The organism is Thermomonospora echinospora (genome assembly GCF_900108175.1).
In the GTDB taxonomy this organism is placed as follows: Bacteria; Actinomycetota; Actinomycetes; order Streptosporangiales; family Streptosporangiaceae; genus Thermomonospora; species Thermomonospora echinospora.
The window spans coordinates 1-24,331 of record NZ_FNVO01000012.1; the positions used below are offsets into that span (position 1 = coordinate 1).

24 protein-coding genes and 1 tRNA gene are annotated in these 24,331 nt (G+C 70.4%); 16 read left to right on the forward strand and 9 right to left on the reverse strand.

Features of this window, described 5'->3' with window-relative positions:
- From C4U03_RS24445 to C4U03_RS24465, 5 genes are all read left to right on the forward strand, one after another.
- Nucleotides 1-337 (forward strand): L,D-transpeptidase (locus C4U03_RS24445; protein ID WP_146087503.1); only part of this gene is annotated, 337 nt, incomplete at its 5' end.
- A gap of 147 nt (nucleotides 338-484) precedes the next feature.
- On the forward strand, nucleotides 485-1,168 hold the full coding sequence (locus C4U03_RS24450) for a choice-of-anchor P family protein (RefSeq protein WP_103940472.1): 684 nt from the start codon (nucleotides 485-487) through the stop codon (nucleotides 1,166-1,168).
- Between the two features lie 274 nt (nucleotides 1,169-1,442).
- Complete coding sequence (gene add / locus C4U03_RS24455; protein ID WP_407701448.1) at nucleotides 1,443-2,459, forward strand: adenosine deaminase; 1,017 nt, start codon at nucleotides 1,443-1,445, stop codon at nucleotides 2,457-2,459.
- A 216-nt stretch (nucleotides 2,460-2,675) separates the two neighbouring features.
- Complete coding sequence (locus tag C4U03_RS24460; protein WP_103940474.1) at nucleotides 2,676-2,879, forward strand: cold-shock protein; 204 nt, start codon at nucleotides 2,676-2,678, stop codon at nucleotides 2,877-2,879.
- Between the two features lie 100 nt (nucleotides 2,880-2,979).
- A complete protein-coding gene (locus C4U03_RS24465) occupies nucleotides 2,980-4,671 on the forward strand; it encodes a DEAD/DEAH box helicase (RefSeq protein ID WP_103940476.1) in 1,692 nt (563 codons plus the stop codon).
- A gap of 119 nt (nucleotides 4,672-4,790) precedes the next feature.
- On the opposite strand, the gene C4U03_RS24470 is transcribed toward C4U03_RS24465, so the two are convergent.
- Nucleotides 4,791-5,945, reverse strand: a complete 1,155-nt coding sequence (locus C4U03_RS24470; protein WP_103940478.1) for an acyl-CoA dehydrogenase family protein — start codon at nucleotides 5,943-5,945, stop codon at nucleotides 4,791-4,793.
- A gap of 186 nt (nucleotides 5,946-6,131) precedes the next feature.
- Between C4U03_RS24470 and C4U03_RS24475 the strand changes: the two genes are divergently transcribed.
- A complete protein-coding gene (locus tag C4U03_RS24475) occupies nucleotides 6,132-6,476 on the forward strand; it encodes a PspC domain-containing protein (protein WP_103940480.1) in 345 nt (114 codons plus the stop codon).
- Between the two features lie 7 nt (nucleotides 6,477-6,483).
- On the opposite strand, the gene C4U03_RS42015 is transcribed toward C4U03_RS24475, so the two are convergent.
- Together C4U03_RS42015 and C4U03_RS24485 are read right to left on the reverse strand one after the other, a co-directional pair.
- The gene (locus C4U03_RS42015; RefSeq protein ID WP_235018094.1) at nucleotides 6,484-8,361 is read right to left on the reverse strand and encodes an MFS transporter; all 1,878 of its coding nucleotides are present in this window, start codon (nucleotides 8,359-8,361) and stop codon (nucleotides 6,484-6,486) included.
- 198 nt (nucleotides 8,362-8,559) lie between these two features.
- On the reverse strand, nucleotides 8,560-8,910 hold the full coding sequence (locus tag C4U03_RS24485) for a metallopeptidase family protein (protein WP_407701450.1): 351 nt from the start codon (nucleotides 8,908-8,910) through the stop codon (nucleotides 8,560-8,562).
- Between the two features lie 449 nt (nucleotides 8,911-9,359).
- Here C4U03_RS24485 and C4U03_RS24490 point away from each other — a divergent pair, with 449 nt between their 5' ends.
- Complete coding sequence (locus tag C4U03_RS24490) at nucleotides 9,360-10,880, forward strand: metallophosphoesterase family protein (RefSeq protein WP_235018095.1); 1,521 nt, start codon at nucleotides 9,360-9,362, stop codon at nucleotides 10,878-10,880.
- 61 nt (nucleotides 10,881-10,941) lie between these two features.
- Nucleotides 10,942-11,014 (forward strand) — tRNA-Glu (locus tag C4U03_RS24495).
- Between the two features lie 107 nt (nucleotides 11,015-11,121).
- Here C4U03_RS24495 and C4U03_RS24500 read toward each other — a convergent pair.
- Nucleotides 11,122-12,192 (reverse strand): IS110 family RNA-guided transposase, encoded by a 1,071-nt coding sequence (locus C4U03_RS24500; RefSeq protein WP_103940483.1) that lies wholly within the window; start codon nucleotides 12,190-12,192, stop codon nucleotides 11,122-11,124.
- Nucleotides 12,193-12,497: 305 nt separating this feature from the next.
- Nucleotides 12,498-12,716: a hypothetical protein gene (locus tag C4U03_RS24505; protein ID WP_103940485.1), complete on the reverse strand. Its 219-nt coding sequence runs from the start codon at nucleotides 12,714-12,716 to the stop codon at nucleotides 12,498-12,500.
- A 436-nt stretch (nucleotides 12,717-13,152) separates the two neighbouring features.
- Between C4U03_RS24505 and C4U03_RS24510 the strand changes: the two genes are divergently transcribed.
- The 4 genes from C4U03_RS24510 to C4U03_RS41235 all read left to right on the forward strand — a co-directional run bounded on the left by C4U03_RS24510 (nucleotide 13,153) and on the right by C4U03_RS41235 (nucleotide 17,435).
- Nucleotides 13,153-13,722 (forward strand): RICIN domain-containing protein, encoded by a 570-nt coding sequence (locus C4U03_RS24510; RefSeq protein WP_103940487.1) that lies wholly within the window; start codon nucleotides 13,153-13,155, stop codon nucleotides 13,720-13,722.
- A gap of 47 nt (nucleotides 13,723-13,769) precedes the next feature.
- Nucleotides 13,770-14,312 carry an RNA polymerase sigma factor gene (locus C4U03_RS24515; protein ID WP_268817533.1) on the forward strand — a complete coding sequence of 181 codons (543 nt, stop codon included), beginning with the start codon at nucleotides 13,770-13,772 and terminating at the stop codon, nucleotides 14,310-14,312.
- Nucleotides 14,313-14,367: 55 nt separating this feature from the next.
- Nucleotides 14,368-16,959 (forward strand): ATP-binding protein, encoded by a 2,592-nt coding sequence (locus C4U03_RS24520; protein ID WP_160147083.1) that lies wholly within the window; start codon nucleotides 14,368-14,370, stop codon nucleotides 16,957-16,959.
- Between the two features lie 164 nt (nucleotides 16,960-17,123).
- Nucleotides 17,124-17,435 (forward strand): type II toxin-antitoxin system RelE family toxin, encoded by a 312-nt coding sequence (locus C4U03_RS41235; protein ID WP_200827441.1) that lies wholly within the window; start codon nucleotides 17,124-17,126, stop codon nucleotides 17,433-17,435.
- Nucleotides 17,436-18,029: 594 nt separating this feature from the next.
- Here C4U03_RS41235 and C4U03_RS24530 read toward each other — a convergent pair.
- Nucleotides 18,030-18,344, reverse strand: a complete 315-nt coding sequence (locus tag C4U03_RS24530) for a DUF4265 domain-containing protein (RefSeq protein ID WP_146087505.1) — start codon at nucleotides 18,342-18,344, stop codon at nucleotides 18,030-18,032.
- A 38-nt stretch (nucleotides 18,345-18,382) separates the two neighbouring features.
- Between C4U03_RS24530 and C4U03_RS42870 the strand changes: the two genes are divergently transcribed.
- The gene (locus C4U03_RS42870; RefSeq protein ID WP_407701451.1) at nucleotides 18,383-18,688 is read left to right on the forward strand and encodes a winged helix-turn-helix transcriptional regulator; all 306 of its coding nucleotides are present in this window, start codon (nucleotides 18,383-18,385) and stop codon (nucleotides 18,686-18,688) included.
- Between the two features lie 597 nt (nucleotides 18,689-19,285).
- Nucleotides 19,286-19,474: a hypothetical protein gene (locus C4U03_RS24545; RefSeq protein ID WP_103940499.1), complete on the forward strand. Its 189-nt coding sequence runs from the start codon at nucleotides 19,286-19,288 to the stop codon at nucleotides 19,472-19,474.
- A 374-nt stretch (nucleotides 19,475-19,848) separates the two neighbouring features.
- Here C4U03_RS24545 and C4U03_RS24550 read toward each other — a convergent pair whose 3' ends face one another.
- A complete protein-coding gene (locus tag C4U03_RS24550) occupies nucleotides 19,849-20,700 on the reverse strand; it encodes a YwqG family protein (RefSeq protein WP_200827442.1) in 852 nt (283 codons plus the stop codon).
- A gap of 70 nt (nucleotides 20,701-20,770) precedes the next feature.
- A complete protein-coding gene (locus C4U03_RS24555) occupies nucleotides 20,771-22,447 on the reverse strand; it encodes a leucine-rich repeat domain-containing protein (RefSeq protein WP_200827443.1) in 1,677 nt (558 codons plus the stop codon).
- Here C4U03_RS24555 and C4U03_RS41240 point away from each other — a divergent pair.
- Complete coding sequence (locus tag C4U03_RS41240; RefSeq protein WP_235018096.1) at nucleotides 22,446-22,664, forward strand: tyrosine-type recombinase/integrase; 219 nt, start codon at nucleotides 22,446-22,448, stop codon at nucleotides 22,662-22,664. The genes C4U03_RS24555 and C4U03_RS41240 overlap by 2 nt on opposite strands.
- Nucleotides 22,665-22,842: 178 nt before the next feature.
- The gene (locus C4U03_RS24565) at nucleotides 22,843-23,094 is read left to right on the forward strand and encodes an AQJ64_40280 family protein (RefSeq protein ID WP_327373647.1); all 252 of its coding nucleotides are present in this window, start codon (nucleotides 22,843-22,845) and stop codon (nucleotides 23,092-23,094) included.
- A 9-nt stretch (nucleotides 23,095-23,103) separates the two neighbouring features.
- Here C4U03_RS24565 and C4U03_RS24570 read toward each other — a convergent pair whose 3' ends face one another.
- Complete coding sequence (locus tag C4U03_RS24570) at nucleotides 23,104-24,324, reverse strand: cytochrome P450 (RefSeq protein WP_103940505.1); 1,221 nt, start codon at nucleotides 24,322-24,324, stop codon at nucleotides 23,104-23,106.
- Between the last annotated feature and the right edge of the window lie 7 nt (nucleotides 24,325-24,331).

A 24,331-nucleotide genomic window follows, 5' to 3' on the forward strand; every position in this document is an offset into this window, starting at 1 on the left:
GCGCCGGCTCACCCTCGTGCGGTCCGGCCGCAAGATCGGCGCCTGGACGGTGGCGGTGGGCGCCGCCAAGACGCCCACCCCGGCCGGACGCACGTTCCTGCTCGGCCTGCTCAAGCCGTCCGACCCCAAGCCCAGCCCGCTGATCATGCCGGTCGGAGCGCACTCGGAGACGCTCGACACCTTCGGCGGCGGGCCCGGCACGGTCGCCTTCCACGGCTGGGCCGACGAGTCCGTCTTCGGCAGGGCCGTCACCCACGGCTGCGTCCGGGTGCCCGACGACGCGCTGACCCGGCTGTCGAAGGTGCCGCTCGGCACCCAGGTCCTCATCACGCGATGACGACCGGCGGCACAGGCCGTCCCGCCCCGATCACGTATCCCGCCCCGATCACGCATACCGACCGTGATCCCACGTCCCGACCCCGATCCCACATTCCGACCCTGATCCACGTCCCAACCCTGATCCACAAGGAGAACATCCGTGCGTATGTCATCCCTGACCAGGTCCATCCCCCTCGCCGGAGCGCTCGTCGTGCCGCTGGTCGTCATGGCGGCACCGGCCTCCCACGCCACCGAGGGCGCCCGTGGCTCGGCCTACGGCGTGGTCGCCGACGGCCTGGTGACCCTGCCCGCCACCCCGTCGGTCCAGTCCACCAGCACGCGGCCGATCCGCGAGAGCGTCGTCGACCTGCCCAAGAACCCGCTGGTGAACGCCTCGGCGCTGGTGACCTCGGCGCGGGCCGGGTACGGGCGGGCCAGCGTCGCCGACCTCAAGCTCACCAAGGCGCTGCTCAACGCCGAACTCGTCACGGCCAGGTGCCAGGCCCGCAAGGGCAGCGCCCACCTGGGCAAGGCGTTCCTGCAGGGCAGGCGGCTCGCGGTGACCCCCAAGCCCAACAGCGCCCTCCAGGTGCCCATCGAGGGGGTCGGCACGGCCTCGGTCGTGCTCAACAGCCAGCGGCGCACCCCCGCCGGCGACCTGACCGTCACGGCCGTCGAGGTCAACCTGCCGCCCGTGGCGGGCAAGCCGCAGCGGGTCGGCATCGCCTCGGTCACCTGCGGCGCCAAGGCCACGCCCGCGAAGCCGAAGACGCCGCCCCAGCAGCAGAAGCCGCAGATCCCCGCGCCGGCGCCGAAGCCGGTGCCCCGTGACCTCCCGGTGACGGGCTGACGCGGACCCGCGCCCTCCCGCCCGCCTCCGAGCCGCAGGCCACCAGGGTCGTCAGACCCGGCCTGCCGCGACATGCCCCACGCGGACCGAAGCCGTGCGAGGCGACGGCCAGGCGGGCGGGAGGGCGCGGGCCGTCCGGTTCCACTCCCCGCGTCCGTGCGCCGGACGGGACGCCTCGGTCGCCCGTCGCCGGCGGTGATCAGGGTACGGCCGGTCCCAGAGGGGCAGGGATCGAGGAACGTACCCAGCACATGACCTCCGGGGGAGGAGGATCATGATGGAACAGTTCATCGCCGGGCTGCCCAAATGCGAGCTGCACGTGCACATCGAGGGGACGCTCGAACCCGAGCTAAAGCTCACGCTGGCCGAGCGCAACGAGGTCCCGCTCCCGTACACCAGCATTGAGGAGGTACGGGCGGCCTACGACTTCGACAGCCTGCCGAGCTTCCTGACCCGCTACTACGAGGGCGTGCGGGTCCTGCTGAAGGAGGCCGACTTCCACGAGTTGGCGATGGGGTACCTGCGCAGGGCCGCCGCGCAGAACGTCCGCTACGCCGAGATCTTCTTCGATCCGCAGGCGCACACCTCGCGCGGGGTGCCGTTCGACATCGTCGTCCGCGGCCTGCGCCGGGCCCTCCTGGACGCCGAGCGCACCCTGGGCGTCCGGGCCCAGCTCATCATGTGCTTCCTGCGCGACCTGCCCGCCGAGTACGCGATGGCCACGCTGCTGGAGTCGCTGCCCTACCGCGAGTGGATCATCGGCGTGGGCCTGGACTCCGACGAGCGCGGCAACCCGCCGGTGAAGTTCGCCGAGGTGTTCGCCCGCGCCCGGCAGGAGGGCTACCTGCTCACCGCGCACTGCGACGTCGACCAGGAGAACTCCGTCGAGCACATCCGCCAGTGCCTGGACGTCATCGGCGTCGACCGCATCGACCACGGCGTCAACGCTCTGGAGGACCCGGGCCTGGTCGAGGAGATCCGCCGGCGCGGCCTCGGCCTCACCGTCTGCCCGGTCTCCAACGGCTTCGTCACCGGCGACCGCAAGACCGACGCGATCCGCCGGATGCTCGACGAGCGCCTGCGCGTCACCGTCAACTCCGACGACCCCGCCTATTTCTTCGCCTACATGACCGAGAACCTGGAGGTCGTCCACGCCGCGCTCGACCTCACGGCCGACGAACTGGTACGACTGGAGCGCAACGCCTTCGAGGTCGCCTGGCTGCCCCGCCTCCTCAAGGACGCCCGCCTGGACGAGCTGGACACCTATGAGCGGAGCACCCCTCTCGCGTAGGGCACGGGATCATGGATTCGCGCCCAGGAATAACCCTCACGCCCCCGACGCTGTACGGTGTGGTTGTAGTCGAAGTTTGCGAACGTGTAAGCGCCGCAGGGTTTGACAGCGGGCGCTTCGCCGTTCAAGGACCTGATCCTTTGATGGTGTGCGGCCGTGGGCCGGGACCGTGCGACCGCACGGATCCGAGATCGTCCTTCAAAGGAGAACACCCGAATGGCTCAGGGAACCGTGAAGTGGTTCAACCCGGACAAGGGTTTCGGCTTCATCTCCCCCGATGACGGCTCCGCCGACATCTTCGTGCACCACTCGGCCATCGAGATGCGTGGCTTCCGCACCCTCGCAGAGGAGCAGCGCGTCGAGTACACCGCCGTACAGGGTCCCAAGGGCCTGCAGGCCGACCAGGTCCGCGCGCTCTGAGTGACTTGCCGGTACGAGGCAGGCCCGCCGCGCGGGCCTGCCTCGTACCTTTTCCAGACCGCCGGGCACCGGCGAATGCGAGGTTGAGGCGAGGAGTTCGATGACGATCAGCACATCCGGTGACATGACGGGGTTCGCCGACCTGGAGCTGCGGCCAGAGCTGCTGAAGGCGCTGTCCGGGCTGGGGTACGAGGAGCCCACCCCCATCCAGCGCGAGGCGATCCCGCCCCTGCTGGAGGGGTACGACCTGCTCGGCCAGGCGGCCACCGGCACCGGCAAGACGGCGGCCTTCGCGCTGCCCGTCCTGCACCGCGCGCCCGAGCCCGCCGAGGAGGCCGGACCCATTGCGCTGGTTCTCGTCCCCACCCGCGAGCTGGCCATCCAGGTGTCGGAGGCGTTCCACCGCTACGGCCGGGAGATGGGCGCCCGCGTCCTGCCGGTGTACGGCGGCGCGCCGATCGGGCGGCAGCTCCAGGCGCTCAGGCGCGGCGTGGACGTCGTCGTCGCCACCCCCGGGCGCGCCCTGGACCTCATCAACCGCGGCGCCCTCGACCTGGACGGGCTGCGCACCGTCGTGCTGGACGAGGCCGACGAGATGCTCGACATGGGCTTCGCCGAGGACATCGAGGCCATCCTCGCCGAGACCCCCGAGGAGCGGCAGACCGTCCTGTTCTCGGCCACCGTGCCGCCCCGCATCGACGGCATCGCCCGCCGCCACCTGCGCCACCCCGTCCGCATCGAGATCGGGCGCCCCGAACGCGAGGTCGGCGAGCCCCCGCTGGTCCGCCAGCGTGCCTACGTGGTGGATCGGGCGCACAAGCCCGCCGCCCTCGGCCGCCTGCTGGACGTGGAGTCGCCCGCCGCCGCCATCGTCTTCTGCCGCACCCGTGACCAGGTCGACGAGCTGACCGAGATGCTCAACGGGCGCGGTTACCGCGCCGAGGCCCTGCACGGCGGGATGAGCCAGGACCAGCGCGACCGCGTCATGGGCCGGCTGCGCGCCGGGACGGCCGAGCTGCTCATCGCCACCGACGTGGCCGCCCGCGGCATCGACGTCGAGCACCTGACCCACGTCGTCAACTACCACGTGCCGTCCGACCCCGACTCCTACGTCCACCGCATCGGCCGGGTGGGCCGGGCGGGCCGCGAGGGTGTCGCCTTCACCCTGGCCGAGCCCCGCGAGCACCGGATGCTCAAGTCGATCGAGCGGGCCACCCGGCAGAAGATCGCCGTCGAGAAGATCCCCACCGTCGCCGACCTGCGCGCCCGCCGGCTGGAACTGACCCGCGCCGCGCTGCGCGAGAGCCTGCTCGCCGACGACCTGGACTCCTACCGGGTCGTGGTGGAGACCCTCGCCGACGAGTTCGACATCATGGAGGTCGCCCTCGCCGCGGTCAAGCTGGCCCAGGAGGCCACCGGCGCGGCCACCGACGAGGAGGAGATCCCCGAGGTCACCCGGCGTCCGCAGCGGGAGGGCCGGGAGGGGCCCGGCCGCCGTGAGCGCCGGACCGCCGCGTCTCCCGAGGAGGGCATGACCCGGCTGTTCCTGGGCCTGGGCCGCCGCGCCGGAGTCCGGCCGCAGGACCTGGTCGGCGCGATCGCCGGCGAGTCCAGCCTGCGCGGCCGCGACATCGGCGCCATCGAGATCGCCGACCGCTTCTCCCTGGTCGAGGTCCCGCAGGCCGCCGCCGACGAGGTCATCGACGCACTACGGCGCACCACCATCAAGGGCCGCAAGGCCATCGTCCGCCGCGAACGCCAGACGCCGCCGCCCACCCGCCACCCCCGCTGACCTTGCCGTCGCCGCGGCCCGGATCGTGTCCGGGCCGCGGCGACGTCAGGAGCGGGGGAGCCCGGTGGCGGGGATGCCGGCCCGGCGTGGCCGTGGGGGAGACGCAGGAGGTTGCGGCGTCAGCCCCGGTAGGCGGAGATGCCGGTGATGGCCTGACCCAGGACCAGGGTGTGGATCTCCTGGGTGCCCTCGTAGGTCAGCACCGACTCCAGGTTGTTCATGTGCCGGATCACTGGATACTCCAGCGTGATCCCGTTGGCCCCGAGGATCGTGCGCGCCTGCCGGGCCACGTCCAGGGCGGCCCGCACGTTCGCCAGCTTGCCGAACGAGACCTGCTGCGGGGTGACCTCGCCGGCGTCCTTCAGCCGCCCGACGTGCAGCGCGGTCAGCCCGGCCTGGCCCAGGGCGATCTCCATCCAGGCCAGCTTCTCCTGGGTGAGCTGGAACGACCCGATCGGGCGGCCGAACTGCTCGCGGGTCTTGGCGTACTCGACGGCGGCCTCGTAGCAGGCCCGGCCCGCGCCGACCGCGCCCCACAGGATCCCGTACCGGGCCTCCGACAGGCAGCCCAGCGGCCCCTTCAGCCCGGTGACCCCCGGCAGCACCGCGTCTCCGGGCAGCCGCACGTCGTCCAGGACGAGCTCGGAGGTGACCGACGCCCGCAGCGACAGCTTCCGGTGGATGTCGGAGGCGGTGAAGCCCGGCGTCCCGGCGGGCACCAGGAACCCCCGGATGCCCTCGTCCGTCCGCGCCCAGACCACCGCCACGTCGGCGACCGAGCCGTTCGTGATCCACATTTTGGCGCCGTTCAGCACCCAGTCCGAGCCGTCCCGCCGGGCGTGGGTGCGCATGTCACCGGGGTCGGAGCCGCGGTCGGGCTCGGTCAGCCCGAAGCACCCGAGGGCCTCCCCGGCCGCCATCCGCGGCAGCCACTCCCGCTTGTGCTCCTCCGAGCCGTACTTGTGGATCGCCGTCATGGCCAGCGACCCCTGCACCGACACGAAGCTGCGCAGCCCCGAGTCGCCCGCCTCCAGCTCCCGGCAGGCCACCCCGTACGCCACCGCACTCATCCCGGCGCAGCCGTACCCCTGCAGATGCATCCCCAGCAGCCCCAGCTTGCCCAGCTCGGGCCCCAGCTCCCGGGCGGGGAACGTGCCGGCCTCGAACCAGCCGGCCACGTTCGGCAGGATCTTCTCGGCGACCACGGCCCGTACCGTGTCACGGACCATCCGCTCGTCATCGGTGAGCCGGTCGTCGACGCGCAGCACGTCCATGCCAAGTCCTTTTCGTCCGGGTCGCGGATGTGCCCGTCAGGGTACTCTCCGAAGCCGGCCGCTCCGGGAGCACCCCTCGACGGCTCCGTGCCAGGGTCGAAAGGCCCCCAGACCCGGGGTCGAATCAGGGATGAATCGGGTCGATCCCGGAGGTGGAGCCCGGCCCGTACGGGGCACCATCGAGACATGGAAAACGACCTTCGTACCGAGAAGGCGGTCCCCCAGGCTCCGCCCCCCGCCCGCAGGCTCCGCCGCACCACCCAGGGCCGCATGATCGCCGGAGTGTGCTCCGGCGCGGCCGAGTACCTCGGCGTGGACGCCAACATTCTGCGCCTGGTACTGGGCGTCTTCACCCTCTTCGGAGGCTCCGGCGTCGCCGCCTACGTCCTCGGCTGGCTGCTGATCCCCGAGGAGGGCCGGGAGACCTCGATCGCCCAGGACCTCATCGACAAGAACCGCGACAACCCCGTCGTCCAGGACGCCGTGGCCAAGACCAAGGAGGCCCTGAACAAGACCAAGGCCGCCCGCTGACCGGGCCTTACCGGCGCCGGTTCTCCGCCTGGCGGCCTTCCTCCCGTACCGCCCCGCCGTCCTGCGGACCCCACCGCCCAAGGGGCCGCTCGGCGGCGGGCATGGCCCGCTGAGCCACCCCGGCGCCGTTCATCACCGCGGACGGGCCGCCTCGGCCGACACCCTCGACCACGCCGTCCGGGCCGGCACCGCCCATCCGGCACGCCGGCCTGAGAGGCTGGGCGATCTCGATCGTGTCGACCGGGGACGCGCCGTCGCCGGTGCCGGCAGGGCCCGTTTTCCGTGGCGGCTCGGACGCCCCCTCGGCATCGGCCGGGTCCGCCAAAGCGGTACCGTCGACCGCGCCGCCCTGGCCGATGACGCCCGCCGCCTGGGCCGTACCGGGCGGGACGATGGGCTTCACCACAGTGGGCAGGCCAATCGGGTCGGTGGCATCGGCAGCGCCGATCTGGGTTGTGGCATCGGCGGCGCCGACCGGGGCTGTGGCGTCGGAGCCGTCGGCCGCCGGACCGGCGGCGCGGGCCGTAGTGGGCAGGCCACGGGGCCCGGCCTCTGCGGACACTTCGCGACCGCCGGGCGGATCGGCGGCCCCCGTCATCTCCTTCGGGCCGGTGACCTGGGAGGAGTCCGCGGGGTCCGGGAAGGCCGCAGGGCTCGGCCGGCCGAACATGGAGGCGATCACCTCGCCCCGTACCGGCGTCCACATGATGGCGAGCATGGTCGCCACCGACAGCCCCGCGACACCGGCGAGCGCCACCACCGTCTGCGGCCCCAGCATCTCGGCGGCGAAGCCGCCGACCAGGATGCCCAGCCCCTGGCCGGCCAGGATGCCCGACTGGGCGAGGCCGAACGCCTGGCCCCGGCCGGACGGGGGCACCGCCGCGACGAAGGCGGCGTTGGCGGCGAGCTGGTACGCACTGCCCACGCCCGACAGCGCCCACAGCGCCACCACCGCCCACAGTGGCGGATGCAGGCCCGAGCCGATCAGCGGGGCGCAGGCGAGCATCGACATCCAGCCCATCGCCCGGATGCGGTTGGAGGGCCGTACGAAGCGGCTGAACACGAACGCCCCGACGACCATGCCGGTGGGCATCGCCGACATCAGCAGCCCCACCGTCACGGCCGTGCTGCCCGGATACGTCGCCGCGTACGGCGCCGCCAGCCCCTCCGGGATCACGTAGAACGTGCACAGCCAGGCGAACGACACCAGGAACCGCAACGTCGGATCGCCGAACACCAGCCTGGCCCCGGCCCGTGTGTTCCGCCACAGCGATATCGGCTCCGGCTCGCTCTCCCTGGGCGCCGGGCGCGGACGCAGCCACAGCAGCAGGACCAGCCCCGACAGCGCGAACGTCACCGCGTCGATGGCGAGCGCCTCGTAGATCCCCACGGCCGCCACCAGCGCGCCCCCGCCCAGGAAGCCCAGCATCTGGGTCGCCTGATGGGTGATGTTGTTGATCGCCGACCCGGCCACGTACCGGTCGCCGTGCAGCACGTCCGGCAGCAGCGCCGCCCGGGCGGCCGTGAACGGAGCGCCTAGCAGCACCGTCAGGAAGACCAGCGCGCACAACATCGCGAACGGCATCGCCTGCAACGCCATCAGCGCCACCAGCCCCGCCCGCAGCACGTCACAGACCACCATCACGGTGCGGCGGGGGAACAGGTCCGCCAGCCCGGACAGCACCGGCCCGCCCACGATGGGCGGCAGGTAGGTCAGCGCGTACGCGACGGCGGTCAGCAGCGGGGACCCGGTGCGGTGGTAGACCAGCACCGCCAGCGCCACCTGGGCCAACTGGTCCCCGACGTACGAGAGCGTCTGGGCGAGCCACAGCGCGCGGAACTCGCCTATGGCGAAGACCTCGCGATAGGTCGCCTGTCGTTCCAACGGGCGCCGGTGCCTGCCCGCCTGCCTTTCCCCCAAGACATCTCCAGTTCGCCCCCCGCCCCGGCACTGGGCGGCTCCCCCTATTAACTCACGCTGCGTTGCGTGAATGTGACCTACCGTGCGCAATTGAGGAAGGTGTCTGCCGCGCCGGGGCCTTGCTCGTCCCGGTTTCAGGGCAGTTGACCGGGGGTCGGCGGCCTAGTAACCGTGGCGGTGCAGCCACTCGTCACTGATCCCGAAGTGGTGGGCGATCTCGTGGACCACGGTGATCCGCACCTCGTCCACCACATCCTCGATCGAGTCACAGATCGCCAAGATCTCCCGGCGGTAGATCGAGATGTGATCGGGCAGGACGCCGGCGTACCAGTCACCGCGCTCGGTGAGCGGTACGCCGTGGTAGAGACCGAGCAGGCCGGGCTCGGGCGCCTCGTCCTCGACGACGATGACGACGTTGCGCATGTGCCGGGTCAGTTCGGGCGGGATGGCGTCGAGGGCTTCGGAGACCAGCTCCTCGAACTCCTCACGCGACAGCTCCATCACGACAATCATTGTCATCGACGAAAGGAGGCCCCGTGGTCTTCGGTCGGTTCCGCCGACACCTGCCTTCCCGATCCATCCCCTCAGACCCCCCGCCGACCAACCCCTCCGCGCCGCCTCCCTCCACCACCGAGCAGTCCCGGCGCCGCTCAGACGACGGCTCGGAGCCGTCCTCCGCCGTCACTGAGCCGGGGTCGCCCGGCACGGGGGAAGGAGCGGATTCGTCCTCTGCCCTCATCGAGCCGGAGCCGCCTACCGCAGGCAGCGGAGCGGATTCGTCTTCCGCCGTCGCTGAGCCGGGGCCGCCCACCGCAGGTGGCGGAACGAGTCCGTCTTCCGCTACCGAACCCGGCGCGTCCTCCGCCGGCGGCGGGTCGCGTCCGGCGAAGACGTCGCCGCGGTCGTCGCTGTGGTCGCGGCTCTGCGGGCTGGCGCGGCGGCGGGCCGCCCGCGTTCTGGTCGTGGTGCTCGTCGGGCTGGCGGGCGGGATGATCGGCATGCTGCTCGGCGGACGGGCAGAGACACCCGTCGGGCCGGCCGACGTCGCGCTGTCGATCCGGCCCTCCTGGAACGGCGGCACCACCGTACAGATCCCGCCCCTCGGCTCGCTCCAGCTCGACAGCCACTGGGGCCCGGTGCGGCTGGAGGCCCGGGTCGCCGAACTGCACGCCGAACCCGCCCGCCGCCTGATCGAGGACGGCGCGGCGCTGGACCGGCTCACCGAGCAGGTCGGCGACCAGGTTCGGCACGGCGTCATCGTGCTGGCCGTCCGCGCCGCCGTCTTCACGATGGTCTTCGGGTTCCTGGCCGGGCTGCTGGTCTTCCACTCCTGGCGGCGCGCCGTGCTGTCCATGGGCGCGGCGTTCAGCGGGCTGCTGGCCATCTGCCTGGTCGCCGTCGCGACCTTCAGCCCCCAGTCCATCAACGAGCCCCGCTACACCGGCCTGCTGGCCAACGCGCCCCAGGTGGTCGGCGACGTGCAGAGCATCGTCGAGCGGTTCTCCCAGTACCGCGCCCAGCTCGCCCGGCTGGTCGGCAATGTCTCCCGCCTGTACGCGGCGACCTCCACCCTGCCCACCTACGAGCCGGACCCCTCGACGCTGCGCATCGTCCACGTCTCCGACATCCACCTCAACCCGGCCGCCTGGGACGTCGTCCGCTCGGTCAGCACCCAGTTCCAGGCCGACCTCATCATCGACACCGGCGACCTCACCGACCACGGCAGCGGCCCCGAGGCCCGCTTCGTCGACGGCATCGAGGACCTGCGCATCCCCTACGTCTTCATCCGCGGCAACCACGACTCCAAGGAGACCCAGGAGGCCGTCGCCGACCAGCGGAACGCGATCGTCCTCGACGGCCAGACCCGGCAGGTCGAGGGCCTGCGCATCCACGGCGTCGGCGACCCCCGCTTCACCCCCGACAAGACCACCCGCGACGACGACGTCACCGCCGACCAGCTCCGCGCCCTCGGCGCCCAGCAGGCCCAGTCCCTGCGCGCCGCCGGCACCGTCCCCGACCTGGTGGTCGTCCACGACCCCAATCAGGGCGAGAGCTTCTCCGGCGCCACCCCGCTGGTCCTGTCCGGCCACTCTCACAAGCGCGGCACCAAACTGCTCCCCACCGGCACCCGCGTCTTCGTCCAGGGCTCCACCGGTGGCGCCGGCCTGCGCGGCCTGGAGAACGAGGAACCCACCCCCATCGAACTGTCCGTCCTCTACTTCAACCGCGCCACCAAGCGCCTCCAGGGCTGGGACGACCTCCGCCTGGGCGGCCTGGGCCTGACCTCCGCCCAGATCGAACGCCACCTCGAACCCGAGCCCGACCGGCCGATCACCCCGCCCACCCTCGCCCCCACCCAGGCCCCCACCCCCTCCCAGTGGCCCTCCCTGGACCCCTCGAAGTGGCCTACCGCCCCACCTCCCACGGCCACTCCACTCACCACACCCCCACCCACCTCCTCGACACCGACCCCACGCCGCTAGTATTCGCTTAGGCGTGCAGACAAGTTCTCCCCTATGCTGACGGAGTCGGCAGAGCCGTCAGGCCCCCATCGTCTAGTGGCCTAGGACGCCGCCCTTTCAAGGCGGTAGCACGGGTTCGAATCCCGTTGGGGGCACACAACGGATGGCTGCAAGATCGCAGCCGTCGGTTCCGTGGTCCCCGTGATCGTTCCGGTGGACGTGGCGTCGATCGGGTCTGTCCAGCTAAAGGCACCTCTCTGTGTCAAGCCGCGGTGAGCAGAGAGGTATCCGTGTCGCGGATCATGGTCCGGTAGACCACGTCGCGCAGCCGTCGTTTCGGGCTGCGCAGGGCTTCCTTGTGGCTCTTACCCTTGGCGCGTTTGCGCTGGTAGTAGGCCTGGCCTGCGGTGGGGCGGCGAATCTGGGTGATGGCCATGATGTGCAGGGCGCAGTTGAGCTGACGGTCGCCGGCCCGTGACAACCGGTGTCGCCGGACATCTCCGGAGGAGGCTTCCAGGGGCGCCACGCCGCAGTAGGAGGCGAAGGCGGCGGCGGAGCGGAACCGGTCGATGCCTGCGGTGCGGGCTCCGATCTTGGCGGCGAGCAGGTCACCGATGCCGTGCAGTTCGGTGAGGGTGGTGCCGGAGGCAGCGACTGCGGCGGAGATCTGTTCGGCGATCGCGGTGATGCGGCGGTCCAACCGCCGGATCTCGGCGACCAGGTCCGCTGCCAGGGCCCGCAGCGTGTGGCCCAGGGTGTCTTCCGGGCGCACCCTGCGCAGGGCTTTGGCGGCGATGTCGGCGGTCAGCTTGCGTGGCAGCCCGGCGTCGAGGAGCTTGGTGAGCAGGGCATGCAGGCGGTTGACGGTCTGGGTGCGGGTGCGCACCAGGTCCTCGCGATGCTCGATCAGTGCCCGCAGCGCCGCGACGGCCTCATCGGTGCGGGCGGCGTGCAGCCTGGTGGCGGTCTGGGCGGCGATGCCGACCGACAGCGCATCGGCCTCATCACTCTTGCGGCCATGGCCGGCCGACAGCAGCCGGACTCGGCGGGCGAGCTCGGCGGGAACGTCGAGCACTGCGATGCCATCGGCGGCCAGCCACGAGGTGAGCGGTGCACCCAGACCACGGGCTCCCTCAATGGCCCACCGGGCCTGGGGCCAGGCCCGAGCGAACCGTCGAAGCTGCCGGTATCCGGCCTTGCCGGCCGGGACCCGCATCGTGGCGAGCGGTTGCAGCCGCCTGTCCACGGCCACGGCCGTCCACGATGCCTTGTGCGGATCGACCGCGATGACGACCTGGTCACCTACGGTGTCGGTGAGCTGGAGGGACGGCACGGTGCTCCTCGAAGATCCGGAATGGGATGACCGACGAGGAGGGCAAACCAACTTCCGGCGGCGCAGACCTCTCTTGAGCCACTCTCGTCGGCGGCTGTAGCCGGCACGCACGCCGTGAGAAGAGCCGGCCCAAGGGCGGCAGGTGTAATTCGAGCGACCCTGGCCACAGCCTTATTGATCTTGGCTGCAGACCACGATCAACGCCACCAATCCAACAAGTTGGATACCTCTCTGCTCACCGCGGCTTGACACAGAGAGGTGCCAGCCTTTAGACATCCTCCTTCCAGCTGGTGCTTCGTGGTGCTCTAACCGGCTTTCTGGTCGACGGCGACCCGTGCCGTTCCGGGGAGGTCGGCCCGTAGGGAACGCGTCCGCGGGTCGTAGATGAGCTCGATGCGGCGGGCGTGGAGCCACCCGATGACGTTCTCAGCACCGGGCGTCTGCGTCTCCGGCAGGTCTGCCGGGTCTGTGGTCAGGATCAGGTACAGGGTCGGCAGACGGGCCAGGAGATGGTCTTCACGCACGTAGAGGTTCTTCCGACGCCGCGGATCCGGGTGCGAGCAGGCCGAGCACCAGGTCCCCGGGCAGGTCGTGCCGGCGCCACACCGGCGCCGGCATCAGCGCCCAGGCGTGCTCGCCAGTCCGGGCCCGAGGAACATCACGAGTACGAGCCACCACGGATACGTCTTGCGCGGCTGCACGATCGTCGTGTTCATGTGCAGGGGCGCTGAGGAAACCGACCGCGCCGGGTCGTCATCAGCAGGAGCGACCGGCGGCTCACTCACACGAAGTATCGACCCCCTGGCTCGGCATCTCCTGCCGGGAGACTTCGGCGGCGGGCGGAATGACCATGCGCGGGTGAACAGCACGCGTTCCCGCCGGGGAATTCCGGCGGGCGCGATCCGAAATCGACCGGGAGACGTACTGCTGGGTGAAGCAACCGCACATCAAGGAGAAGAGATGCGGATCACCCGGAATATCCGGAAGATTGGTCTGACCATGGCGGCGGCCGCCGCCGTGGTGTCCGTCGGCACGGTCGCCACCCCGGCGCACGCCGAGACGTTCTACAACATCAAGGTCCAGCACAGCGGGAAGGTGCTGACGGCCGAGCGCGTGTCCGGAACCGTGCTGGCCGGGGCGCGGGTCATCCAGACGACGCCCAACCCGTTCAACCGCGACGCCCAGTGGTTCATCCGGCCCCAGCCGGGAGAGCACATCGAGACCTACGAGCTGCGGGACGACATCCTGACCCCGGACGGCCATCGGGTCCGCGGCTGCATCAGCCTCACCCACATCGTCCTGAACAACACGCCCCTCATCGTCCTGCCGTGCAACGGCTCGAACCGCCTGAAGTGGAAGTACACGCACGTCGGCGACGACTACTACGAGATCAACACCGTTCGCGGAAACGGCGAGTGGTACTGGCACATCCAGAACGCCTCGACGGTGGAGAACGCGCCGCTGGTCGAGTTCTCCGGTCCCGGCGGCTCCAACGCGCGATTCTACTGGGACCCCGTCGGGGACGGATGAAAGCCGCGTGAAAGAGGGGTGAACCCGGGTCGGCCCAGGCTGGCCCGGTGACCACTCAAACGCTGGAATACCGATTCCACCAAGGCGAAGAAACCGCTTTCTCCGAAATACATCGCCGTTATGCGGCACCCATGTTCACCACCGCGCTGGCACTGCTGGGAGACCGGGAACTGGCGGCCGAAGCGGTACAGCAGGCTTTCGTGCAGGCATGGCGGGGCGCCGGAGCGTTCGATCCCGGCCGGGAGCTGAAGCCCTGGCTCTACGCGATCGTGCGGCGCGCCGCCATCGACGTCCACCGCCGCGAACACCGTGCCGCCTCGCACGTCCCGCTGGACGAGGCGTGGGAGGAGGACACCCGGGCCTGCGGGGCCGACCCGCTGGAAGACGTCTGGTACGCCTGGCAGGTCAGGAAGGCGCTCGCGGCGCTCCACCCCGACGAGCGCCTGGTGGTCGAGCTCGCCTACTTCCAGGGGTACTCGCAGAGCGAGATCAGCGCGGCGCTCCGGATCGCGCTGGGCACGGTCAAGAGCCGCACCGCCCGAGCGCAGCGGCGGCTGGCCGGGCTTCTCTCGCACCTTCGCACCCAGTGAGCCCGTCCCGATAAATACCGCGACTTTCCCGGCCTTCTGACCGACCATGATGTCCATGGCTGAATTCAGGGTGCTCGGCTCGTTCGAGGTCCGGTCCGCGGCCGGGGAGGCCATCGCGATGCCGAGCAGGCGCCAACGGGCGCTGCTGGCGCGCCTGCTGCTCAGTCCGTCGCACACCGTCTCCGCCGACTCCCTGATCGAAAGCGCCTGGACGGACGGCGCCCCGCCGCGCCATCCCGTCCCGGCCCTCCAGACGCTGGTCTCCCGGCTGCGTGTCCTGCTCGAGGACACCGGGGCGGAGCTGGAGACCGCGCCACCCGGTTACCGCCTCCGCGTCCCTCCCGAAATGGTGGACTCCTGGAGGTTCGAGGACCTCGTCGGCGAGGCCAGGGTGCTGGCGGCGGTCGGCGACCCCGCCGCCGCGGTGGCCCGGTACGACGAGGCGGCGGCTCTATGGCGGGGCGCCGCCTACGCGGAGTTCGCGGACGCCTTCGCCGGGCCGGAGGCGGTGCGGCTGGAGCAGATCCGTCTCGCGGCCGCCGAGGAGCGGCTCGCCGCCCTGCTGGAAGCGGGCGACACCGCCACCGCCGTCGCGGACGCCGAGACGCTCACCCGTGCCGAACCGCTGCGGGAGCGGGCGCAGGCACTGCTCATGAGGGCCTTGGCGCGGTCCGGCCGGGCGACGGACGCGCTCGCGGTCTACCAGCGCGTCCGTGAACGGCTCGCCGACGAGCTGGGCACCGAGCCGTCCGACGAGCTGAAGGAGACCGAGCTGCTGGTGCTGCGCAACCAGGTCGGGCCTTCCCCGTGCCACGCCCCGGGCGGCTCGGCCGACCGGCGGAGGCATGCCGCGGTCCCGCACATGGCGAGCGGTTTCGTCGGCCGTGCGCACGAGCTCGCGGAGGTGGCTGCGGCGCTGTCCCGTGACCGGCTGGTTACCGTGACCGGGCCGGGCGGGGTCGGCAAGACCCGCCTGGCGATCGAGTGCGCCGCCCGCTGGGACGGCGCCTCCCCCGCCTGGGTGGAACTCGCCTTGGCCGACGACGCCGAGTCCGTGGTCTCGGCGTTCCTCGATGCCCTGGGCGTGCCCGACCCGTGGAGCGGGACGTGGCCGGAGGCGCTGACAGCGGCGCTGCGCGACCACGAGGCCGTCATCCTCGTCGACAACTGCGAGAACGTCATCGATCACGCCGCGGCAGTGATCAGCCGGATCCTGCGCGCCTGCCCGCGCGTCCGGGTGCTGGCGACGAGCCGCGAACGGCTGGCCGTCGAAGGCGAGGCCGTGTTCGACCTGGCGCCGCTGCCCGCCGACGGCACGGCGACCGACCTCTTTCTCGCCCGGCTGAGCGCGGCCGACCGCACCATCGACATCACGGACGCCGAGGTGCGCCGACTGGCCGGCGCCGTCAGCCGGCGGCTGGACGGGCTCCCGCTGGCGCTGGAGCTGGCCGCACCGAGGGCCGCAGCACTCGGGCTCGCGGAGATGCTCGAATCCGCCGACCTCTTCGGCCTCGTCGCCGGACGGCGCGGCGACCCGCCCCGCCACACCGACCTGAGCTCCCTGCTGGCTTGGTCGTATGAGCTGCTCACCGAAGACGAACAGCGGCTGCTGCGCAGGCTGTCCGTCTTCCCCGGCGCCTTCGGAGCGGACTGGGCCGAACGCGTGTGCTCGGACGGGGCGCTGCCGGCGCCCCGGGTCGCCGGCCTGCTGGCCGCCTTGACCGACAAGTCGCTCGTGACACGGCTGCGATGCCCTCGGACCGGTCGACGGGGCCAGACCCTCTTGGAGACCGTGCGGCACTTCGCACGGCGAGAGCTGGAGACCGCCGACGAACCGCTCGCGCTGCGCGCCGCGCACGCCTCGTTCCTGGTGTCATGGACGGCCGAGCGGACCGGCCTCATCGGCAGCGCCTACGACGGCGCGTCGATGTACTTCCTGCACGCCGCGGCGAACGACTTCCGCGCCGCCTTCGCCTGGACGCACCGGCACGATCCCGACCTGGGGATCAGGCTGTCGGCGGCGCTGCACAGGTATGCCTTCAACCTGCGCGGCGACCACGAGCTCCTCCAGTGGTCGGAGCGCGCGCTGGGTCTTCCCGGATTCCACGTCCATCCCCAGCGCTCCGCGGTCCTGGCGTCCGCGGCGGCGTTCGCCGGTATGCGCGGCGACCACGAGACGGCGCTGCGCCGCGCGCGGGAGGCCGTGTTCTCACTGGGCCCCGGCGACCGGCAGGCCCCCGCCGTCCACGACCTGTCCGCCTGGACGCACTGGCTGGCCGGGGATCCGGCGCACGCCATGGCCGCGCACCGGCGGCAGTGGCGGGAGGCCCGCGCCTTGGACGACCTGTTCCACGAGGGCCTTGCCGCCTCCCGGCTGGCCGTCGGCTCCATGCTCCTCGGCGACCGCGCGGAGGCCGAACGCTGGCTCGTCCGCTGCCGGTCCGCGGCGGGCTCCGCGCGGAGCCCGGTCCTGGACGCCTACGCGGAGAACGCCGCGAGCCACTGCCGGGCGGAGGAGTCACCGGAAGCCGCGGTGGAGCATCTGGCCCGCTGCCATGAGCTGGCCTCGGCCCTGGGCTTCGACGTCACCACCGGGCACCCCCTCGTCGACCGGATCCGGCCGGAGGCGCAGGCGTCGGGCACGTAGCCGCTCGGACACCGGCCGCACCAAGGTCACGAAGACATTCCTCTTCAAACCCTTAGCAGTTCGTATATGCCATCGCTTGGTGGATCTGTGGGAGCGAGCAGAGCCCCTGGAGCGGCTGCTCGCGGACGGTCACGACACGCTTCACCCCCCAGGCCCAGCGGGACATGCTCGAAATCCCGCGCCAGGACGCCATGCGGATCCTGCACCGCCTCACCGAACTCCAGAAGGCGATGGACACGGGAGACATCTCGGCGTTCGGCATCAAGGCCCTCCAGGGCCGCAACGCTCGTTGGCGGCTCAGGTTCGGTGACCACCGCGTCGTGGGCACCGTCGAAGACGGCCGGGTGCCGACCCAACGCGGATCAGGGCACGCGAATGCGGCAGATATGGCCGATGGAACGGCCAAGAACATGTGCCAATGGTCGCACTCTCGCCCCACCGTCATGCACCCCTATGGACGTCGAAGCGGGTGGTGATCACCAGCTCGCGGCGGGTGGTGGTCGTGGGGGATGCAGCAGCCATCTGATGGGGATCCTGTTGGGGGAACACAAGAAACCCCAGGTCAGAGGAATGATTCTGACCTGGGGTTCATGCTTCCAAGATCGTTTGTCCGTGGTTCGTCCGTGGGACCAGACGTGATCTTGGCGGACCGTCCGTCCTCCGGGCGGCCTCCGGAAGATCGCCGTTGGCCGGGGACACCGGTGGGTGATCATGGTTGTCCTCGCTTTGGGGGCGTTGTTGGGCCCGTTCGAAGGAAGAACTTTTGCCTGCCTGGGGTCACTGGTGGTGGCCGGGCGGTCGATATGGCCCGTCTGCGATCGGGGAACGGCCCGTGACGCCGGGCATGTGCGTCAGGTCCGCTCTGGTGGTTGCCGGGAGGCAGTTCTTCTGGCCGCAGCCGCACGTGCAGCGACCATCCGCGTGGTGATCTGGACAGGCTGAGCGAGCTGTGGGCTGGGGTCGTTCCGGTGATCCGGGGGCCGGCCGGTGTCTATTCCAGGGCGTATCGGCCAGCGGCCGAGGCCGTCGGGGAGGTGCCGTGGATGTCGATGCGGTCGGCCAGTGCCTTTTCAGCCGGCGAAGGGTTCGGCGTCGGCCCATTCCCAGGAGGCTCGTCCGGCGTCGACCTCCTGGGCCATCAACGCAAGGAGCGGTTGAGGTTGGACCGCGGGCGGCAGGTCGATGGCGACGTGGCGGCCTCTCCACTCGCTGAGCAGGCCCGCCGTGGCGATCTCTGTTTTGACCCGGGCGATGCGGTGTGCGAGCTGGGTATGGTCCGCAGTCGGTGTCCAGAGCATGCGGAGCACGTGGTGCCCGGACGGCTCGACCAGCCCGGTGACCCATCTGCCGTCGTCGGAGAGCCGGACGCGGTCGTGCAGGGCCAGTCCATGGAGGGCGGACGATCCGCGCCGTCCTGGATCGCATCTGCAACAAGTGGACGTTGCTGGTGGTGGCGACCCTCGATCAGGGAAGCCTGCGCTTCACCGACCTGCACCGGCAGATCCCGGGGATCTCCCAGCGCATGCTGACCCTGACGCTGCGTAACCTCGAACGCGATGGCCTGGTCTCCCGGACGGTGTACGCCGAGGTCCCGCCCCGGGTCGAATACGCGCTCACTCCCACCGGCAAGAGCCTCATCCCACCCGCGCTGGCCCTCGCCGGCTGGGCCATCGAGCACGTTCCGCACATCGAGGCCAGCCGGCAGGCCTATCAGGCCCGCAACCCATGACCCGACGCCGCTTCGCGGCCCGCCGCAGCCATCGGAGTCCTGGGCCGTATGGGCGGGGTACGACCTGATCATGGCCATTCCACGGTGCCCGTGGCGGGAACGCCGGCGGTACCACTGCCGACCCGCCGCGGGCAGCAGTACCGCTGGAACGCCTGCCGGGCACCGCCCCGACACAACCCGGACAGTCCAAAGCCGACCAGGATCCAGACGCCCTCACCGCCGAGGAACGGGGCTTCCCCCTTGGTTGTGGACGTCTTGAGATCTGGATCATGAGTGGTTCGGGGAGAGGGGTCCTGGTGGGGGGCGTTCGGGTATCCGGTGGAGTTTCGGGCTGAGGCGGTGGTGTTGGTCGGTTCGTTGGGCGGGCTGATCGCTCAGGTTGCCGAGGAGTTGGGGTCGACCGCGAGATGTTGTGGAGCTGGGTGCGCGCCGCCGAGGTCGTCCAGCGGTCCGGGAGGTCGTCCAGTGGTCTGGGGCGGCTGGGGAGTCGGCCAAGGACGCGGAGATTCGGCGGTTGTGTAGGCAGGTCGCCGAGTTGGAGACCGAGCGGGAGATTCTGTGCAAGGCGGCGGGCTATTTCGTTCGGGAGACGTTGGGGTGAGCCGTTTCCGCTTCGTCGCCGACCACGCAGGCGTCTTCGACGTCAGGCGGCTGTGCTGGGTTCTGGGCGTCTTCCGCTCGGGGTTGTATCGGTGGCTGCGGGCCGCCCCGGTCCGGGCGGCCCGCCGGGCCGATGATGCGCGCCTGGTCGCGTGCATCGGCGTGGTCCATGCCGTGTCCGGGTAGAGGTGTGGGTTGCCGTGGGTGCCTGTCGAACTGTGGGCGGCGGGTATGGCGGTGAACCGCGAGCGGGTGGAACGCCTCATGCGCCGACATCGCATCATCGGCCGGCATCTGCGTCGGCGGTGTTGGAGCACTGTCTCGGATGCCTTGTCCTCGCCGGTGCCCGATTTGCTGGGGTGCGACTTCGCGTCTGGCCCGGCTGATGCGCGCTGGTGCGGGGAGGTGACCTATCTGCCGGTTGCGGGCCGGTGGATGTTCCTGGCGACCGTGCTCGGTGGGGACGGCCCCAGCCCAAACCCCGCGCCTACCGCCGACGGTTCGTGTACTCCCTTTGAGGAACGCAGCACTAGTCCCGGCTTTGGCTGCCCCGGCGGGTGTCATGGGTTCCAGGTCATAGTGGCGTACACCCGGTCGAAGCGCCGTGCGGCCAGATCCTGCCGAGCGATCGACCAGGAGTAGAGAGCCATCTCCAGGCCTGTGATCCCATGCAGCCACTGGGCGAGACACACCCAGTCCCTGGGGTCCACGTCCGCCTCGGAGATGGGCAGCTCGCCTCGTGCCTCCGCACGCGCGGCCTCCCGTCCGGCCGCCATGGACGGGTCTCCCTCGCGGTATTCGTCCTCGGCGTATCCGCCGAGCTGGAGCCCGAGGTAGCCACTGCCGTGTTGGATCTCCATCCATACGTCGAGCAGTTCGTAGGCATGGGGATGGGCCGCGGGGGACTTGCTGCCGGCAGGGAGCCCCAGGTCGCGGACATTGGAGTGGTAGGGCAGGGAGACATCGGCTTCCAGGTACAGCAGCCCCTCCAGGAACTCCCTTTCGTGCGGTTCGCTGATCCATTCCGGGTCGAGGTCCACTTGGCGCTCCTGGACGGGTGTACCGGGGGGGATGAAGAGCGCGCTGCCCAAATTTCCTTCGTCGATCATCTCGGGGTCGGGGTTGGCGAACAGAAGCAGCTGGCCGTCCGAGGGCAGGGGAAGGTCCGTCACCGCTTCGGGCAACGCTGCGAGGTCGATGGTGGCGGCGAGTTTGCACCACGGGTCGGGGGCGTCCGCGGGGAGCATGAGGGGCCCACCGAGCCGGCCTACGACCGGCCCATCACCCTTGTGTTTCAGGATCGCGCAGGGCCGGGCCATTTCCACCCACCGCTCGATGTCGTCCGGGGGGATGCCCTCCGCCAGGGCCGTCTCTCGGAACCGGCGCAGCTTGTCCAGCATGTCGGGGGTCATAGGGTCTCCTGGTGCCGGGTCAGGTCGGACGGTGAAGGCCGTCCGGGTGAGTGCGGCGAATTGTGAGCGGTCAGTGCTTGAGGGTGACGGTCACGCCACGTGCCCTGAGCTCAGCCACCACGGGGTCGGGGGCACCTGACGTCCCGGAGAACCAGGTCCTTTCGGCCAGTTGGACGTGAGTCAGCGACGGCATGGTGAGCAGGGGCCGGATGTCCTTCAGCGACCGGCAGCGGCTCAGGTCGAGTTCGGCGAGGTGGGGCAGAACGGTCAGAGGGGCGATGTCCTCCAGTGCGGTCGTCCCGAACTTGAGCGTGCGAAGACCGCGCAGGCCGGTCAGGCGGGACGCGTCCGCCCAGCGCTCGCTGGGCAGGGAGAGCGAGCTGAGGAAGTCCACGATCATGTCTTCCGCGAGTGGACAGTCGCGCAGGTCCAGTTCACGGAGGCCAGGGCAGTACAGAAGGGAACTGAGCGATTCCAGATCCTTCATGTAGAGGAGGGTCAGCGTGCTCAGCGGAGATCCGGTCAGGCCACCGAGGTCCCTGACGGCGGTGCCGTTGATCATCAGTGTGCGCAACGCGGGCAGCCGGCCGAGGCCGTCAAGATCGGACAGCGTGGGGCAACCGGTCAGTCGCACCTCCTGAAGTGCCGGTAGCTCGCCAAGGCCTTCGAGGGTGCGCAGATCAGGGCACCCGTGGATACCCAGCTTCTTCAGCCGAGGGTGATCCCCCAGGCCTTCCAGCGTCGTCACCTTCTTGCAGCCGTGTAGGTCGATGGATTCGAGGCGGGGAAAAGCGGCGAACGGCGAGAGGTCACGGATCTGGTCGAGGTCGCTCAGTTTGAGGTGGATGAGGCTTTGGATTCCGGCAAGCTCGTCCATGTCCGTGAGAAACCGGCAGAAGCGGAGATCCAAGGACTCAAGGTCGGGGAAAGCCTGTCCGAAACCGTCGATGGAGCGCACCTTGGTCCAGGTCAGGGTCAATTCACGGAGCCTGCTGAGGCGCAGCAACGGCCCGATGTCCTCGACGGCACCGCACTGGCTCAAATCGAGGCGGGTGAGCCGGGTGAGCCGGCCAATCGGAGTGAGGTCCTCGACACCTTCACAGGCCTGAAGAGTAAGGTCTGTAAGACCAGTGAGTTCGCCGACTTCGGTAAGGTCCGTCACCTCGCTGCACTGGTAGAGGCGGAGCTTTTCGAGCATGGTGAGATGCCGCAGACCACGCAGGGAAGAGGCGTACTGCAGCAGCAACTCGGTCCTCTCCTCCTGGCGGAATGCCGGAGCGAGCAGGTGCTCGGCGAACCCATCCGGGTCGCGGGCCGTTCTCCACAGACCGAGGAGGAACTTGGACGCGTACCTGTCTTCGGGGATGAATCGGGCGGCCAGCTTCAGGGCCTGTCCACCGTCACCCGGCGCGGACAGGTTCACAAGATTCCGGACGGCCTTACGCGCGCAGTACGCCGGGGCCGACAGGTCCTGGCAGAATCCGTACGGATCGCCGTAGGCCCTCGCCCACAACTGGAGCAGTTCCCGAGTCGAGCAGTCGGCTCTGCCGCTGAACCGCACGGCCAGGTTCAGGGCCTCTCTGCGGTCACCCAGCGTGGCCAGCAACATGAGTTCTGAGACGGCATCACGTGCCTCGGCAGGACTCGCGGTTTCCAGGAGCGTTCTCAACAGGTCAAGCCGGGCTGAGGCATTGTCGTTTCCGCTTGTGTCGTCGGGGGGTGAACCGGAAGAAGTCGGCTGCGCCATGAGAGGGACTGTATATGCGGTGTGTGACAGCGGATCAGCACAGCAGCTGCGCCACTCCCGGCTCACCCACCTGGCCGAAGACGGCTGGTCCGCCCCCACGCTCATGGCGCTGTCCGGACACGAGAACATCCGCAGCCTCGCGATCTACACCGACGTCAGCGCCGAAGCCGTCGGCACCGCCCTCGCTGAACAAGGCCCCGCCCGCCGACACCGCTGACCACACTCGCCACATCAGTGCAGGTCAGGGATATCCGTTGGATTTTCGGCGCGTACTACCGGGACCCCTGCACGTTCCGCTCGCCGGCGCTGGGCGGACGGGCCAGGGGCAGGAGCAGGGCTGCGAGAACGGCCGTACCTGACAGAAGATCGGAACCGGGAGGAACGTGCGCGCGGAGGTGGAGTGGGTGGACGCACGGGAGAGGCTGCCGAGGGACGGGATGCCCGTGGCCGCCGCGACCTCGGGCCGTTACCCGTCCAATGATGCGGACGAGCGCGATCCGGACGCCGGGCAGGACTTCTGGCTGGTGATGCCGATGTACTTCACCACCCATCACATCGCTGAGGACGGGCGTGAGTACCGCGACTGCTTCGTCGACTCTGATCGTATCGTCCGCCTGCCGTACGGCCGGAGCCGAGCACCCTTCTAGGCAGTGTTTTCAGGCAGGTTGTTGCCTCTGGATGAGGAGGTGGCGGGGTCCGCGCAGCATGGCGTTGTGCCGGTAGGGGGGCGGGTCCTGGACGAGGGTGACGGTGCCGAGGTGGGGGATCAGCGCGCCGAGTGCGATGTGGGCTTCGATTCGGGCGAGCGGCGCGCCGTAGCACAGGTGGATGCCGTCGCCAAAGCCGAGATGCCGGTTGTCCGGGCGGGTGGGGTCGAACCGGTCGGGCTCGTGGAACCGTTCGGAATCGCGGTTGCCCGAGGCGAGCACGAGTACGACGGACGTGCCTTGGGGGATGGTGGTGTCGGCGACGTCGATGTCGGCGAGGGGGATGCGCTCGCGCATGTGCACCGGAGGCTCGTAGCGCAGCAGTTCCTCCACCGCGCCGGGCAGCAGGCCAGGGTCACGGCACAGTCGGTCGAGCTGGTCGGGGTGGCGCAGTAGGGTGAGCACCCCGTTGGTGATCAGGTTGACCGTGGTCTCGTGTCCGGCGATGAGCAGCAGCACGGCGGTCTCCGCCAGTTCCTCGCGGGTGAGCCGCATGGCCGGGTCCGGTTCGTTGACAAAAGCGGAGAGCATGTCGTCACTGGGATGGCCGCGGCGCTGCTCGGCCAGGTCCACCAGGTAGCGGCCCATCTCGGTCCGGGCCTGGTCGCCCGGCCGGTCCCGTTCGGTGGTGTCCTGCTCGGGTCTGACGTCGGCGGCGGCGATGATGGCGTCGGACCATTGCCGGAACAGTGGCTCGTCGGTGCGCGGGACGCCGAGCAGCCGGCAGATGACTGTCACGGGCAGCGGGTAGGCGAAGTCGTCGACGATGTCGATCCGGGGACGGTCCCGGAGGCCTTCGATCAGTTCATCGGTGAGTTCGGTGATCTGGCCGCGCATGGCGTCGATCCGGCCGGGGCTGTGCGGCGGGCCGAACGGCCGCATCGCCAGGGTGCGCAGCCGGTGGTGCTCGGGGTCGTCGAGCCGCAGGAAGGGTGGCTGCGGCGCCTCCTCCTCGAACGGACCGGGGGCCGGGGCGCGGCGGCTGCGGGGGTCGGCACTGATCCGTGGGTCGTGGAGCAGAGCGGTGATCTCGTGGTAGGCGCCGACCAGGTAGCTGCCGTCCGCCTGCCCTACCACGGGACCGGCTTCGCGGAGTTCGGCGTACAGGGGGTAGGGGTCGGGACGGTTGGCGTAGTCGGTGATCCGTTCCAGCAGGGTCTCGGCGGTCATGGTTGCG